Genomic DNA, 13521 nt, shown 5'->3' on the forward strand with positions numbered 1-13521 from the left:
GTCTAAAAAATAGCACCATCTTGCGCAATAGTGTTGGCAGTGATGGTCACTTTGAGCGACAATCGGCTCAGCCGAAGGTCACTTCGGTATAATAAAAACGATGAAATTCCTCTTTGACGGGCCAATAGAGATATTGGCCATTTTTTTATTTCAACAGCGACGGCAAATTCCCTTCGCCGTATAAATGCAGCGCCCCGACCGCGACCACGTACTCCCCCGCAGGTAAAGCATGCAGCGTCTCTCGCCAGGCTTTGTTGCGCGCATTCATCAGCACATCATAAAGCGATTCACTGAACGTCGACGGTAGCGCCAGCTTACCGTCCGCGGGCGGCGCATCCAGCCACCAGCCAATCATGGTTTGCAGCAGACGCGCGTTGGTGTGCCAGTGGGTCAGGGTATCATCCAGCAGCATCAGACCGTCGTCAGGAAGCTGGCGCAGGAGCGCAATCTGGCTGTCCGTCCCTTCCAGCTCGATGATGGGCATACGGCGCGCCCGCGCCACGTTCAGCAGCTGGTAATCAATGCCGTAGTCACCGCGCAGGCCCAGACGCTGCGCCTGCGTGGCCTGCAGCACCATCGCAATTTGCCACAGCGGCAGGTTGTCAATCATGGAGAGCGACACGCCGGTTTCTGCCGCCACGCGCCTCAGCTCCGCGAGCTGGTCGTCGTTCAGGCGCTCCGCCAGCGGGAGATCGCTTTCAAGCCCGGCAAACGGCGACTCGTGGCCGGAAATGTCGGCCTCGACGACCAGCGCGTCGGCGCGCTTCAGGCGTTTTATCAGACCGGATGGCAGAGGAGACATTCCCTGCGTGCCCATATGGATGCTGCCGACCAGGTGCAGGTGTTGCCCGCCGGGAAGCGAGATATCCAGGCCGGGCCAGGCATAGCGGCGGGGAAAGAGGGCGCGAAACGATGCTTTTATACGATTAAACAGACTCATACGCGCTCCATGACCGGAAAGGGTCATGCTAGCGCGTACGAGAACAAGGTTCAATCCTTCGGTTTAAACCGCAGCAGACGGTTGGCGTTGCTCACCACGGTAATGGAGGAGAGTGCCATCGCCGCACCCGCAACCACCGGATTCAGCAGGGTGCCGGTCAGCGGCCACAAAATGCCGGCAGCAACCGGAATACCGAGCGAGTTATAGACGAACGCCCCCAGCAGGTTCTGCTTCATGTTGCGCAACGTGGCTTTCGAAATGGCCAGGGCGTCGGCAACGCCCATCAGGCTGTGGCGCATCAGCGTGATGGCCGCGGTTTCGATGGCGACATCGCTCCCGCCACCCATGGCTATCCCTACGTCCGCCTGGGCCAGCGCCGGGGCGTCGTTGATGCCGTCGCCCACCATCGCCACCTGGCGACCCTGACTTTGCAGGTTCTTGATGGCGTCCGCTTTGCCGTCCGGCAGCACGCCCGCAATCACCTCATCAATACCGGCCTCTTTCGCGATGGCGTTGGCGGTGGTCGGGTTATCCCCGGTCAGCATCACCAGGCGATAGCCCGCGCGGTGCAGGCGCTGTAAGGCATCCACGCTGTCCTGGCGAAGCGGATCGCGCACGGCCAGCAGCGCGGCGGCTTTGCCATCCACCGCCAGCAGAACCGGGGTGGCGCCCCGAGACGCCTGTGCTTTCAGCTCTTCTTCCAGCGCGGACGTATCAACACCGTTTTCATTCAGCAATGCCTGGTTACCCAGCAGCAGCGCGTGGCCGTCGGCTTCACCGCTGACGCCGAGCCCGCGCAGGGTACGGAAATTGCTGACCTGCGGCAGGGCAGAAGCATTCGCCTTATCGAGAATGGCGCGGGCCAGCGGGTGGCTGGAACCTTGCTCCAGCGCGGCGGCAAGGCGCAGCGCATCCTCTTGCGCAATGCCAGCGGTGCTCACGGCCACTACCTGCGGTTTGCCTTCGGTCAGCGTACCGGTTTTATCAAAGACAATCGTATCCAGGGTGCTCGCCCGCTGCAGGGCATCCGCATCACGGACCAGCACGCCAAACTCGGCGGCACGGCCCACGCCGGAGATAATTGACATCGGCGTCGCCAGGCCAAGAGCGCACGGACAGGCGATGATCAGCACCGTAGTGGCGATGACCAGGGTGTAGACAATCTGCGGTGCCGGGCCGAAGAAATACCAGATCGCCGCGCTCAGCAGCGCAATGCCGACCACTACCGGCACAAAAATGGCCGAGATTTTGTCAGCAAGATGGCCAATCTCCGGCTTGCTGCTCTGGGCCTGACGGACCATGCGGATAATACGCGACAGCGTGGTGTGGCTACCGACGGCACTGGCGCGGAACAGCACGCTGCCGTCCTGCACTACCGTACCGGCATGAACCGCATCGCCCTGTGATTTTTGTTGGGGGATCGGCTCCCCGGTCAACATCGCTTCATCCAGCCAGGCGTCGCCCTGGGTGATTTCACCGTCGACGGGCACCCGGTCGCCGGTGGTCAGGCGCAGCGTCATGCCCGGCTGTACCTCCGCCAGCGGGACGCTTTTTTCCCCATCTTCCGTGACCACGCGGGCCGTCGGCGGGGTTAAATCGAGCAAACGTTCCAGCGCTTTCGAGGAGCGCTGACGGGCGCGCGCTTCCAGCATGTGGCCCAGGTTAATCAGGCCGATAATCATGGCGCTGGCTTCATAATAGAGATGGCGGGCTTCCATCGGGAACCACTGGGGCCAGACGTTCACGCTCATGGAGTACAGCCACGCCGCGCCGGTACCGAGCGCAACCAGCGTATCCATCGTCGCCGTGCGGTTTTTCAGGCTCTTCCAGGCGCTGGTATAAAAATGCCCACCTGCAAAGACCATGACCGCAAGGGTAATTAAACCAATCACCAGCCACAGCGTGCGGTTATCTGCGGTGACCATCATGTTGTCACCCATCATGCCCCACACCATCACCGGAATACCGACCAGCAGGGCGACGATCGCCTGCCAGCGGAAGCGCTTCATGGTGGCAATAGCCGTTTCCTGCTGGCGTTCGCGGCGCTCGGCATCATCTTCGATGGCCTCCGCCCCGTAGCCCGCTTTTTCCACGGCCTGCACTAAATCTGCGGCGGAGGCACTGCCCATCACCAGCGCAGTACGCTCCGCAAGGTTGACCCGTGCCTGTGCGACGCCCGGTACCGCCTGCAGGGCGTTCTGCACGCGGGAGACGCAGCTGGCGCAGCTCATGCCGTTGATCAGCAGCTGTTGGCTGTCATCAATATCATCTGCTGCCGGAAGCTCAGGAGTGGCCGCTGTCAGCGCTTCCGACGGGGATGATGACTCTGCCAGCGGGTTAGCCTTTGGGTGGCTTAACTCCGCCCCATAACCGGCCTGTTTAATGGTATCAATCAGCGCGTCCGCGCTGGCGCTGCCGGTCACGGCGGCATGGTCGATAGTCACTTCAGCGCTTTCAACGTCAGGACGCTGTTCCAGGCTTTCTTTAACGCGTTTGACGCAGTGGCCGCAGGAGAGGCCGTCCAGCGTCAGGTCGATAGTGTGAGACATAACAAAACTCCCGTATAATATATTGGTCAGTTGTTGACCGGAGTAACGCTTTTCGCTAACTGTTATGAAGGTTAAACCTTCCATCAAGGGGAAGGTCAAGGGGGAAATGTGAATATCAGTGACGTGGCAAAAAAAACCGGCTTAACCAGCAAGGCGATCCGCTTTTATGAAGAGAAGGGGCTGGTAACGCCACCGCTGCGCAGTGAAAACGGCTACCGCAGCTACACGCAGCTGCATCTCGATGAGTTGACGCTGCTGCGCCAGGCAAGACAGGTGGGATTTAACCTGGAAGAGTGCGGCGAGCTGGTTAACCTGTTTAACGATCCGAAGCGCCACAGCGCGGACGTGAAAAAACGCACGCTGGAAAAAGTGGCGGAGATCGAGCGCCACATCATCGAGCTACAGGCGATGCGCGAACAGCTACTGCAGCTGGCGGAATCCTGCCCGGGTGATGACAGCGCCGACTGCCCGATTATTGATAATCTTGCCGGCTGCTGCCATCGCAAAACCCACGTCTAGCAGGCTTTTACCCGCAGCGTAATCCCTTCCACCGCAATGACCTCAACCTGCGTTCCGGCACTGAGGTCGTCGTCGGCCACCACCGGCCACGAGCTGTCGCCCACGCGCATGTGCCCGCGCCCGTTCACCAGCGCGGCGTCGAGCGTAAAGCGCTTGCCGACAATTTGCTGTCCGCGCTGGTTAAGATTCGCGTCCAGCGGTTTCTGCTCTTTGACCTGACGGTTAAGCCAGCGCCACCACAGCCAGGCGGCAACCAGCGTCAGCACGGCAAACAGCGCGCCCTGCCACGCCCAGCCCAGAGGAAGGATCCAGACCAGCAGGCCCGTAATGACAGCGGCAACACCGCTCCAGAGCAGGTAGCCGTTGCCGCCAAGCATCTCCGCCGCCAGCAATAAGCCACCGAGGCTTAGCCAGAAGGCATGAGGATGTGCAACGATGAGCTCAATCATTTTTTACGCTCGTTTCCGCTGTCTTTGATCAGTTCGGCGATCCCTGCGATAGAGCCCATCAGGCTGCTGGCGTCCAGGGGCATCATCACCACTTTGCTGTTGTTCGCGGAGCCGATCTCTTTCAGCGCATCGGTATATTTTTGCGCCACGAAGTAGTTCACGGCCTGGATATCACCGGCGGCAATCGCCTCGGAGACCATCTGCGTTGCGCGGGCTTCCGCTTCTGCGGAACGTTCACGCGCTTCCGCCTGTAAGAACGCGGACTGACGGTCGCCTTCGGCTTTCAGGATCTGCGACTGTTTTTCCCCTTCCGCTTTGAGGATCTCCGCCTGACGGACCCCTTCGGCTTCCAGAATATAGGCACGCTTGGTACGCTCGGCCTTCATCTGCGCGTTCATGGAGGCGATCAGCTCTGCCGGTGGGCGCACGTCGCGGATCTCAATACGGGTGACTTTGATCCCCCACGGGTTCGTTGCCTCGTCAACAATGTGCAGCAGGCGGGTATTGATGCTGTCGCGCTGGGAGAGCATTTCGTCCAGCTCCATCGAGCCGAGCACGGTACGGATGTTGGTCATCGTCAGGTTGACGATCGCCAGCTCCAGGTTGCTCACCTCATAGGCCGCTTTCGGCGCATCAATCACCTGAATAAAGCAGACGGCATCAATGGTAACGTTGGCGTTATCTTTGGAGATCACTTCCTGAGAGGGGATATCCAGCACCTGCTCCATCATGTTGATCTTGCGGCCAATCCGGTCCATGAACGGAACAATCAGGCTCAGGCCGGGCTGCAGCGTGTTGGTATAGCGGCCGAAGCGCTCGACGGTCCACTGGTAACCCTGAGGGACAATTTTGACACCTGCGCCCACGATAACCAGCGCAACGAATATAAGGACGGGAACAACGATGAGCATAAAAACCTCCTGTTTTGCTTGCTTTGATGAGAAAAAGCGCGTGTTTGCTATTCGTAAGTATATCGGCTAATGGGCTAAAATTCGCCCCGTCCGACGGGCGGGGCAGAGCGTTAGTGGTAGCTGTAGGTAAAGTCAGCGATCAGCGCATCGTCACCCGCATCGGCGATGGCTTTCGACAGGCCGTGATAGAAGGTCTCCAGCCCAATCTCTTCGACCTGGCGCAGCTGCTCGCGGATCGGCGCGCAGAACAGCTCCGCATTGCCCGCGCCCACGCGCTTGTTGTTCGGCGGAAGCTGACCGGTGATCCCTTTGAACCAGGTGCGAACCGCGCCCTTCAGAGAGGTGGGCGCGTCGTTGACGGCGTCGTGTCCCGTCAGAATTTGCAGCGTCGGGAACTGGTCTGCACAGACTGCCGTTTTCATACGCGCATAAAACTGGCTGAAGAGTTCGAAAGACTGCAGATCGGTGACTTTGGGTTTGGTCGTTTTGCCCTGAACGTTGCCTGTCTTTTTCGCCGCGGGCTGCGCGGGCGCCAACTTATTGAGCTGCAGATCGAACAGCAGGTTCGCGTGTTCGCGTCGTTTGCTTACGTCCGGGAAGCGTTCGATAAACGCGCGGATAAATTCCGGCGTCATCAGGTCCGCAAAATCATGGTTGACCAGCCACTGGCCGCGGGCAAACTCACCGGGAGACTGGAACCAGGCCGGAACCTTGCCCGGCTCGAACTCTTTGACATTCCCTCTGCCGTCGATTTCAACGAAGCGAGTGCCGTTATCAAACGCAAAGCGGCAATTCTTCAGCTGAATGACCGGCTTCATCTTCAGCAGGCCCTTAACGAACCGGACAAGCTCTCCCCCGAACACATAAGCCGTAACGGATTCTGAAGCAATGGCAGCAAGAAGCTGATCGATGGTTTTCACGCCGGGTTCAAGTTCAGAAAACTCATAAAAAGTGTGAATATTAGACATTCTTGTACTTCCTTATTGTGTTGCGGGCAGAGCTTAACACCACTTTAACGAATGTTCTAAACCAGGGATACGGAAGTGTCGCTAAGGTCACGGCGTAAACTGTAAAGCGAAAGTGTAAAGCATGTCTAATGAATGCACGGTAAACACAATCGGAAGTCTTGGCAGCGAAAGGGGGCGTTAAAACGCGTTGTGACGAACGTGCGGCACGGATTATGCTAATAACGCTCAGGAGTTACTGGAAAAAATATGAACAACGAAAATGCAGTTTTGCAGATAAAGGACGTCGGCTTTCGTGTCGCAAATAACACGATCCTCCAGCATGTCGGGTTTAACCTTTCTCCCGGTGAGTTCAAGCTGATAACGGGGCCGTCAGGCTGCGGTAAAAGCACCTTACTGAAGATTGTGGCCTCACTGCTGAGCCCAACGGAGGGAACCATTCTGTTTGAAGGGCAGGATATTGCGTCACTTTCCCCGGAAAGCTATCGCCAGCAGGTCTCTTATTGCGTCCAAACGCCCGTGCTTTTTGGCGACACGGTTTTTGATAACCTGATTTTTCCGTGGCAAATCCGCAATAAAACGCCGGAGCCGGAAAAATTCATCGACGATCTGGCCCGTTTTGGCCTGGCGAAGGAGACGCTGACCAAATCCATCAGTGAGCTCTCGGGCGGTGAAAAGCAGCGCGTCTCGCTGATCCGTAATCTGCAGTTCTTACCGAAGGTATTGCTGCTGGATGAGATCACCAGCGCGCTTGATGATGCCAACAAACGCAACGTCAACGAGATTATTCATCGTTACGCCCGCGAGCAGAATATAGCCGTGCTGTGGGTGACGCACGACTCAAACGAAATTACCCATGCGGATGACGTGATTACGCTCCAGCCGCACGGCGGGAAAATGCAGGAGGCCAACCGTGGGTGAGCATAACATTACCAATGAATCTCTGGCGTTTTCGATGGTGCTGGTGCTGATTGCTATTGTCGTCAGCTACCGGGAAAAGCTGGGCCTGGAAAAAGATATTGTCTGGAGTATCTGCCGCGCGGTGGTTCAGCTCATCATCGTCGGCTATGTGCTGAAGTATATTTTCAACGTCAACCACGCGGTGCTGACGCTGCTGATGGTGCTCTTCATCTGCTTTAACGCGGCGTGGAACGCGCAGAAACGCAGTAAATATATTGATAAGGCGTTTATCTCGTCATTTATCGCGATTACCACCGGGACGGCGCTCACCCTGGCGGTGCTGGTGCTCTCTGGCTCGATTGAGTTTACGCCGATGCAGGTGATCCCTATCTCCGGGATGATTGCGGGAAACGCCATGGTGGCCGTTGGCCTGTGCTACAACAACCTCGGCCAGCGTTTCAGCAGTGAACAGCAGCAGCTGCAGGAGAAGTTAAGCCTGGGGGCGACGCCAAAAGTGGCTTCAGCGCGGCTGATTCGTGAGAGCATTCGCTCATCGCTGATCCCGACCGTGGATTCTGCCAAAACGGTGGGGCTGGTGAGCCTGCCGGGCATGATGTCGGGGCTGATCTTTGCCGGTATCGATCCGGTAAAAGCGATTAAGTATCAGATCATGGTGACGTTTATGCTGCTTTCCACGGCGAGCCTGTCAACCATCATTGCCTGCTACCTGACCTATCGGAAGTTCTACAACCCGCGCCACCAGCTGGTGGTGACGCAGTTGAAAAAGACGGGGTAATATCGGTTTTTGTAGGCCCGGTAAGCGTTAGCGTCACCGGGCATTTTTTGTTAGTAGAGCAGCGCGTACAACTGACGACGATACTTAGACGCCAGCGCGTCTCCGGTGCCCAGCGCGGCCAGGATCTCCTGGAACATCTTGCGCGCCTGACCGTCTGCGGCAGCCAGATCTTTCTGCAGGTGGCTGAACAGCAGCTCCAGCGCCTCTTCGTTACGTCCCACCTGATGCAGCTGGAGCGCCAGCTGGCTTGCCAGCGCGGCATCCGCCGGGTTGTCGGCCACCTGCTGCTGCAGCTGCTGAATTTCCGGGGTGTCCGCCGCCTGCTTCAGCAGCTCAATCTGCGCCACCAGCCCCTGATAGCGGGTGTCCTGATCCTGCATTGGAACCGTCTTGAGCACGGCTTCCGCGTCTTCTGAACGGTGCAGGGCGATCTGCGTTTCCGCCAGCAGCAGGCCGATCTGGCTGTTCTGGTTCGACAGCTGCCACGCCTCTTTCAGCAGCGGCAGCGCCTCGTCGTATTTGCCTTCCTGCATCAGCGCCATCGCTTCCTGCGCTTTCAGCTCTTCTTCGCGCGGCAGCACTTTATCCAGCAGGGCGCGAATCGCCTCTTCCGGCTGGGGGCCCTGGAAGCCATCGACAGGCTGGCCGTTCTGGAACAGATAAACGGTTGGAATGGCGCGCAGACCAAACTGCGACGCCACCATCGGTTCGGCGTCACAATCCAGTTTCGCCAGAATGAACTGACCGTTGTACTGCGCGGCAAGGCTTTCCAGCACCGGCGTCAGCTGCAGACAGTGCTGGCTGCGCTCAGACCAGAAGTAGAACAGCACCGGTTTAGCCATCGACTGTTCGAGGACCTGTTGCAGGTTTGCTTCTGTAATATTGACGATATTCTGTACGGACATGCGGCTTTCTCTTTTGTCGGTTTACTCTTTACATGGGGATGAGCGTCGTCGCTTCAACTCAGCCGTGCAAAATTTTGTCCATTATCCTGCCCGGCAGCAGGCGCTTTAACCAGCCGACGGCATGGGTGACCAGCGTCACCGGATAGCGCATTTTGGGATGCTCGCTCTCAAAAGCATGGCGCACTTTGGCAACCACCGCCTCTGGCCCGAGGGTAAAACGTGCGGCGATGCCGGGGTTTTCGACCGGCTTGTCCGCCTGGGTCTGGTTCACGTTTTCGGTAAAGCGGGTACGGATCGGGCCGGGTTCAATCAGGCTGACCTTGATGCCGCTGTGGCGCAGCTCCATGCGCAGGGCGTCGGACCAAGCTTCCAGCGCATATTTGCTGGCGGCGTAGGCGCCGCGGCCCGGGGTGGAAATCAGCCCCATCACTGACGATGTCATCACGATGCGCCCTTCGCCGTGCGGCAGCATGGCCGGGAGCAGACGCATGGTGAGCTGATGGACGCCAAAGAAATTGGTTGAAAACTGCTTCTCCAGCGTTTCGCGCGAGAGCGTATCCAGCGGGCCATACACGCCGTAACCGGCATTATTAAAGAGACCGTACAGACGGCCTTCGGTTAGGGCTATCACCTCGTCGGCGGCGCGTTCAACGCTCTCCGGCGAGTCCATATCCAGCTGTATGCCGGTAAAGCCCAGCCCGTTCATGCGCTCGACATCCTCAGGCTTGCGGCACGCTGCCAGCACCCTGAATCCCTGGCGCTTTAGTTCAAGCGCGCTTTCAAGGCCGATTCCGCTGGAACATCCTGTAATTAAGACCGATTTTTGCATAACTTTACCTGTCAGGAACTCCGCTGAATTACGAGTCATGTTTAACTAAAGGAGCCAGCCGCGTTGCCATCCAGTCGGCAATAAACGGCTGCGCATCGCGATTGGGGTGGATACCGTCGTCCTGCATCCACTGAGGTTTGAGATAGACCTCTTCCATGAAAAATGGCAGGAGCGGAATATCAAACTCTTTGGCAAGCTTAGGGTAGATCGCGCTAAAGGCCTCATTATACCGACGACCGTAGTTGGCGGGCAGGCGAATTTGCATCAGCAGCGGCTGGGCGTTTGCCGCCTTGATGTCCTGCAAAATGGTGCGCAGCGTTTGCTCGGTTTGCTGAGGCTGGAAGCCACGCAGGCCGTCATTACCGCCAAGCTCAACCAGCACCCAGCGCGGCTGATGCTGCTTGAGCAGCGCAGGCAGGCGCGACAGACCCTGCTGCGAGGTATCGCCGCTGATGCTGCCGTTGATAACGGTCGTCTTGCTTTGCCATTTGTCATTGAGCAGAGCCGGCCAGGCTGCGCTGGCCGCCATGCGGTAGCCCGCGCTCAGGCTGTCGCCAAGAATCAGTAACGTGTCCGCTGCCGCCGCGCGGAAGGTCATCAGCATCAAAAACAGGAAGGGCAAATGCCAGCGGAAAACAGTGTTGAAGTTCATCGTCTTAAGAAGTCCGTCGGTCAGGGGGAGCAGGAGCTTTCAATCCTTACCGGAGTTGAACTCGTTGTCAAACGCGCCGAAACCATCGCGCTGATTGGCGAATCCGGTTCCGGCAAGTCTACGCTGCTGGCGATTCTGGCCGGTCTGGACGACGGCAGCAGCGGCGAAGTCCACCTGGTCGGGCAACCGCTGCACCAGCTTGATGAAGAGGCGCGAGCCGCGCTGCGCGCGCGGCATATCGGTTTTGTCTTTCAGTCCTTTATGCTGATCCCGACCCTGAACGCGCTGGAAAACGTCGAACTCCCGGCGCTGCTGCGCGGCGAAAAGAGTCGCGAAAGCCGCACGCATGCGAAGGCGCTGCTGGAACAGCTCGGCCTGGGCAAGCGCCTCGACCATCTTCCGGCACAGCTTTCTGGTGGCGAGCAGCAGCGCGTGGCGCTGGCGCGGGCGTTTAACGACCGCCCGGAAGTGCTGTTTGCCGATGAACCCACCGGCAACCTTGACCGTAAAACCGGCGACAAAATTGCTGACCTGCTGTTTTCGCTTAACCGCGAACATGGCACCACGCTGATCCTCGTGACCCACGATCCGCAGCTGGCCGCCCGCTGCGACCGCCGCCTGCGGCTGGTGAACGGTATTCTTCAGGAGGAAGCATGATCGCCCGCTGGTTCTGGCGCGAATGGCGCTCGCCCTCACTGCTGATTGTCTGGCTGGCGTTAAGCCTGGCGGTGGCCTGCGTGCTGGCGCTCGGCAGCGTCAGCGACCGTATGGAAAAAGGGCTCAGCCAGCAGAGCCGCGAATTTATGGCCGGGGACCGGGCGCTGCAAAGCTCGCGTCCTGTGCCGCCTGGCTGGATTGAGGAAGCGCGCAAGGAAGGGCTAAAGGTGGGGGAGCAGCTCACCTTCCAGACCATGACCTTCGCGGGGGACACCCCGCAGCTCGCCAGCGTGAAGGCCGTGGACGACATCTACCCGATGTACGGGGAATTACAAACCAGCCCGCCGGGGCTAAAGCCGACGCCCGGCACGGTATTGCTGGCCTCGCGTCTGATGGCGCTTCTTAACCTGAAGCCCGGCGACAGTATTGACGTTGGCGATGCCACGCTGAAAATCGCCGGGGAAGTGGTGCAGGAGCCCGACTCCGGCTTTAACCCGTTCCAGCTCGCGCCGCGCCTGCTGATGAACACCGCCGATGTCGCGAAAACCAACGCCGTCCAGCCGGGAAGCCGCGTCACCTGGCGCTACAAGTTTGGCGGCACGCCCGCGCAGCTGGAGGCGTATGAAAAATGGCTTCTGCCGCAGCTCAAGCCGGAACACCGCTGGTACGGGCTGGAGCAGGACGAAGGGGCGCTCGGCAAATCCCTCGAACGTTCCCAACAGTTCCTGCTGCTGTCGGCGCTGTTAACCCTGCTGCTGGCGGTGGCGGCGGTTGCCGTGGCGATGGGGCACTACTGCCGCAGCCGCTACGACCTGGTGGCGATCCTTAAAACCCTCGGCGCGGGGCGGGCGCAGCTGCGCAAGCTGATCGTCGGTCAGTGGCTGATGCTGCTGGCCCTCTCTGCGCTTACCGGCGGAATAATAGGCCTGCTGTTTGAAAAACTGCTGATGGTGATGCTGAAACCGGTGCTGCCGGCCGCTTTGCCCCCGGCAAGCCTCTGGCCGTGGCTGTGGGCGATGGGCGCGATGACGGTGATCTCGGTGCTGGTGGGGCTGCGCCCGTACCGCCTGCTGCTCGCGACGCAGCCGCTGCGGGTGCTGCGTAATGATGTGGTGGCGAACGTCTGGCCGCTGAAGTTCTATCTTCCGGCGATTATTGCTGTTGCGGTCGGGCTTCTGGCCTGGCTGATGGGCGGCAGCACCCTGCTGTGGGCCGTGCTGGCCGGCGCGGTGGTACTGGCGCTGCTGTGCGGCGTGCTGGGCTGGATACTGCTCAACGTCCTGAAAAGGCTGACGGTAAAATCCCTGCCTGTGCGGCTGGCGGTCAACCGCCTGCTGCATCAGCCCTGGTCAACGCTCAGCCAGCTGTCGGCCTTTTCGCTGTCGTTTATGCTGCTGGCGCTGCTTCTTGTGCTTCGCGGGGATCTGCTGGATCGCTGGCAGCAGCAGCTTCCGCCGGAAAGCCCGAACTATTTCCTGATCAACATCGCACCGGAACAGGTGACGCCGCTGAAGGGTTTCCTGTCGGAGCATCACATTATCCCCGAGTCGTTCTATCCCATCGTCCGTGCGCGTCTGACGCAGATCAACGGCCAGTCAACCGAGGGGAACAAGGACGAGTCGCTTAACCGCGAACTCAACCTGACCTGGCAGGAGAAACGTCCCGACCATAACCCGATTACCGCCGGTAGCTGGCCGCCGAAAGCGGGAGAGGTGTCGATGGAAGAGGGGCTGGCGACGCGCCTGAACGTGAAGCTCGGGGACAGCGTGACCTTCACCGGTGATACCCAGGATTTTACCGCCAAAGTCACCAGCCTCCGTAAAGTGGACTGGGAAAGCCTGCGGCCAAACTTCTTCTTCATCTTCCCACCGGGCGCGCTGGGCGGGCAGCCGCAGAGCTGGCTGACCAGCTTCCGCTGGGAAAACGGCAACGGCATGCTGACGCAGCTTAACCGGGAGTTCCCGACGGTGAGCCTGCTGGATATTGGCGCGATCCTCAAACAGGTCGGGCAGGTGCTGGAGCAGGTGAGCCGCGCGCTGGAGGTGATGGTGGTGCTGGTGACAATCTGCGGCATATTGCTGCTGCTGGCTCAGGTGCAGGTGGGCATGCGCCAGCGTCATCAGGAACTGATAGTCTACCGCACGCTCGGCGCGGGTAAGCGGCTGCTGCGGGCGACGCTCTGGAGCGAGTTTGCGCTGCTTGGGCTGGTGGCGGGTCTGGTCGCGGCGATTGGCGCGGAGACGGCGCTGGCGGTGCTGCAGACAAAGGTCTTCGACTTCCCGTGGGAGCCTGACTGGCGTCTCTGGCTAGTACTCCCTCTCTGCGGCGCGGTGCTGCTCTCCCTCTGCGGGGGCTGGCTCGGGGCGCGATTGTTAAAGGGCAAGGCTCTGTTCCGGCAGTTTGTGAATTGATTTGGCATGGTAATAATTACGCACCGGTTTTTATGCCG

The 13521-nt window shown here is 59.3% G+C and carries 13 protein-coding genes; 5 read left to right on the forward strand and 8 right to left on the reverse strand.

Going from position 1 to position 13521, the window contains the following annotated elements:
* Nucleotides 1-145: 145 nt before the first annotated feature.
* Entirely contained in the window at nt 146-940 is a 795-nt protein-coding gene (locus tag ACMGGH_RS10850; protein WP_049000966.1) for a TraB/GumN family protein, read from the reverse strand.
* 50 nt (nt 941-990) lie between these two features.
* The gene (gene copA / locus ACMGGH_RS10855; RefSeq protein ID WP_232948770.1) at nt 991-3489 is read right to left on the reverse strand and encodes a copper-exporting P-type ATPase CopA; all 2499 of its coding nucleotides are present in this window, start codon (nt 3487-3489) and stop codon (nt 991-993) included.
* 108 nt (nt 3490-3597) lie between these two features.
* Here copA and cueR point away from each other — a divergent pair, with 108 nt between their 5' ends.
* Nucleotides 3598-4008, forward strand: a complete 411-nt coding sequence (gene cueR, locus ACMGGH_RS10860) for a Cu(I)-responsive transcriptional regulator (protein WP_028012206.1) — start codon at nt 3598-3600, stop codon at nt 4006-4008.
* Here cueR and ACMGGH_RS10865 read toward each other — a convergent pair.
* The 3 genes from ACMGGH_RS10865 to ACMGGH_RS10875 form a co-directional block, all read right to left on the reverse strand.
* Nucleotides 4005-4457, reverse strand: coding sequence for an NfeD family protein (locus ACMGGH_RS10865; RefSeq protein WP_182035480.1), 453 nt, complete (start codon nt 4455-4457; stop codon nt 4005-4007). The two genes, cueR and ACMGGH_RS10865, sit on opposite strands and share 4 nt — an antisense overlap.
* Entirely contained in the window at nt 4454-5368 is a 915-nt protein-coding gene (locus ACMGGH_RS10870; RefSeq protein WP_008499312.1) for an SPFH domain-containing protein, read from the reverse strand. The genes ACMGGH_RS10865 and ACMGGH_RS10870 overlap by 4 nt, the downstream gene beginning before the upstream one ends.
* A 110-nt stretch (nt 5369-5478) precedes the next feature.
* Entirely contained in the window at nt 5479-6336 is an 858-nt protein-coding gene (locus tag ACMGGH_RS10875; protein WP_041911048.1) for a hypothetical protein, read from the reverse strand.
* Between the two features lie 246 nt (nt 6337-6582).
* Between ACMGGH_RS10875 and fetA the strand changes: the two genes are divergently transcribed.
* Both fetA and fetB read left to right on the forward strand, forming a co-directional pair.
* Nucleotides 6583-7254, forward strand: coding sequence for an iron efflux ABC transporter ATP-binding subunit FetA (gene fetA, locus ACMGGH_RS10880; protein ID WP_028012209.1), 672 nt, complete (start codon nt 6583-6585; stop codon nt 7252-7254).
* Nucleotides 7247-8029 (forward strand): iron efflux ABC transporter permease subunit FetB, encoded by a 783-nt coding sequence (gene fetB / locus ACMGGH_RS10885; RefSeq protein ID WP_045260704.1) that lies wholly within the window; start codon nt 7247-7249, stop codon nt 8027-8029. Before fetA ends, fetB begins: the two co-directional genes overlap by 8 nt.
* Before the next feature lie 50 nt (nt 8030-8079).
* Here the strand turns inward: fetB and ACMGGH_RS10890 are convergent, their stop codons facing one another.
* The 3 genes from ACMGGH_RS10890 to tesA are packed head-to-tail and all read right to left on the reverse strand — an operon-like array spanning nt 8080 to nt 10415.
* Nucleotides 8080-8934 (reverse strand): co-chaperone YbbN, encoded by an 855-nt coding sequence (locus ACMGGH_RS10890; protein WP_028012211.1) that lies wholly within the window; start codon nt 8932-8934, stop codon nt 8080-8082.
* Between the two features lie 58 nt (nt 8935-8992).
* Nucleotides 8993-9802 (reverse strand): SDR family oxidoreductase, encoded by an 810-nt coding sequence (locus tag ACMGGH_RS10895; RefSeq protein WP_232948771.1) that lies wholly within the window; start codon nt 9800-9802, stop codon nt 8993-8995.
* Nucleotides 9792-10415: a multifunctional acyl-CoA thioesterase I/protease I/lysophospholipase L1 gene (tesA, locus tag ACMGGH_RS10900; protein ID WP_041911043.1), complete on the reverse strand. Its 624-nt coding sequence runs from the start codon at nt 10413-10415 to the stop codon at nt 9792-9794. Before tesA ends, ACMGGH_RS10895 begins: the two co-directional genes overlap by 11 nt.
* On the opposite strand from tesA, the gene ybbA reads away from it, so the two are divergent.
* Together ybbA and ybbP are read left to right on the forward strand one after the other, a co-directional pair.
* A complete protein-coding gene (gene ybbA, locus ACMGGH_RS10905; protein ID WP_232948772.1) occupies nt 10386-11072 on the forward strand; it encodes a putative ABC transporter ATP-binding protein YbbA in 687 nt (228 codons plus the stop codon). The genes tesA and ybbA overlap by 30 nt on opposite strands.
* Nucleotides 11069-13483 carry a putative ABC transporter permease subunit YbbP gene (ybbP, locus tag ACMGGH_RS10910; RefSeq protein WP_232948773.1) on the forward strand — a complete coding sequence of 805 codons (2415 nt, stop codon included), beginning with the start codon at nt 11069-11071 and terminating at the stop codon, nt 13481-13483. The genes ybbA and ybbP overlap by 4 nt, the downstream gene beginning before the upstream one ends.
* Nucleotides 13484-13521: the final 38 nt, after the last annotated feature.

Origin of the sequence: Enterobacter sp. BNK-16, assembly GCF_048684955.1 — a bacterium.
GTDB classification, from domain to species: domain Bacteria; phylum Pseudomonadota; class Gammaproteobacteria; order Enterobacterales; family Enterobacteriaceae; genus Enterobacter; species Enterobacter bugandensis.

Excerpts from the sequence above, each read along its gene's own strand:
- fetA (WP_028012209.1), top strand. The coding sequence starts at position 6,583 with ATGAACAACGAAAATGCAGTTTTGCAGATAAAGGACGTCGGCTTTCGT.
- ACMGGH_RS10895 (WP_232948771.1), bottom strand. The coding sequence starts at position 9,802 with ATGACTCGTAATTCAGCGGAGTTCCTGACAGGTAAAGTTATGCAAAAA.
- ACMGGH_RS10870 (WP_008499312.1), bottom strand. The coding sequence starts at position 5,368 with ATGCTCATCGTTGTTCCCGTCCTTATATTCGTTGCGCTGGTTATCGTG.
- ybbP (WP_232948773.1), top strand. The coding sequence starts at position 11,069 with ATGATCGCCCGCTGGTTCTGGCGCGAATGGCGCTCGCCCTCACTGCTG.
- ACMGGH_RS10850 (WP_049000966.1), bottom strand. The coding sequence starts at position 940 with ATGAGTCTGTTTAATCGTATAAAAGCATCGTTTCGCGCCCTCTTTCCC.
- tesA (WP_041911043.1), bottom strand. The coding sequence starts at position 10,415 with ATGAACTTCAACACTGTTTTCCGCTGGCATTTGCCCTTCCTGTTTTTG.
- ACMGGH_RS10875 (WP_041911048.1), bottom strand. The coding sequence starts at position 6,336 with ATGTCTAATATTCACACTTTTTATGAGTTTTCTGAACTTGAACCCGGC.
- copA (WP_232948770.1), bottom strand. The coding sequence starts at position 3,489 with ATGTCTCACACTATCGACCTGACGCTGGACGGCCTCTCCTGCGGCCAC.
- ybbA (WP_232948772.1), top strand. The coding sequence starts at position 10,386 with ATGCCAGCGGAAAACAGTGTTGAAGTTCATCGTCTTAAGAAGTCCGTC.
- ACMGGH_RS10865 (WP_182035480.1), bottom strand. The coding sequence starts at position 4,457 with ATGATTGAGCTCATCGTTGCACATCCTCATGCCTTCTGGCTAAGCCTC.
- ACMGGH_RS10890 (WP_028012211.1), bottom strand. The coding sequence starts at position 8,934 with ATGTCCGTACAGAATATCGTCAATATTACAGAAGCAAACCTGCAACAG.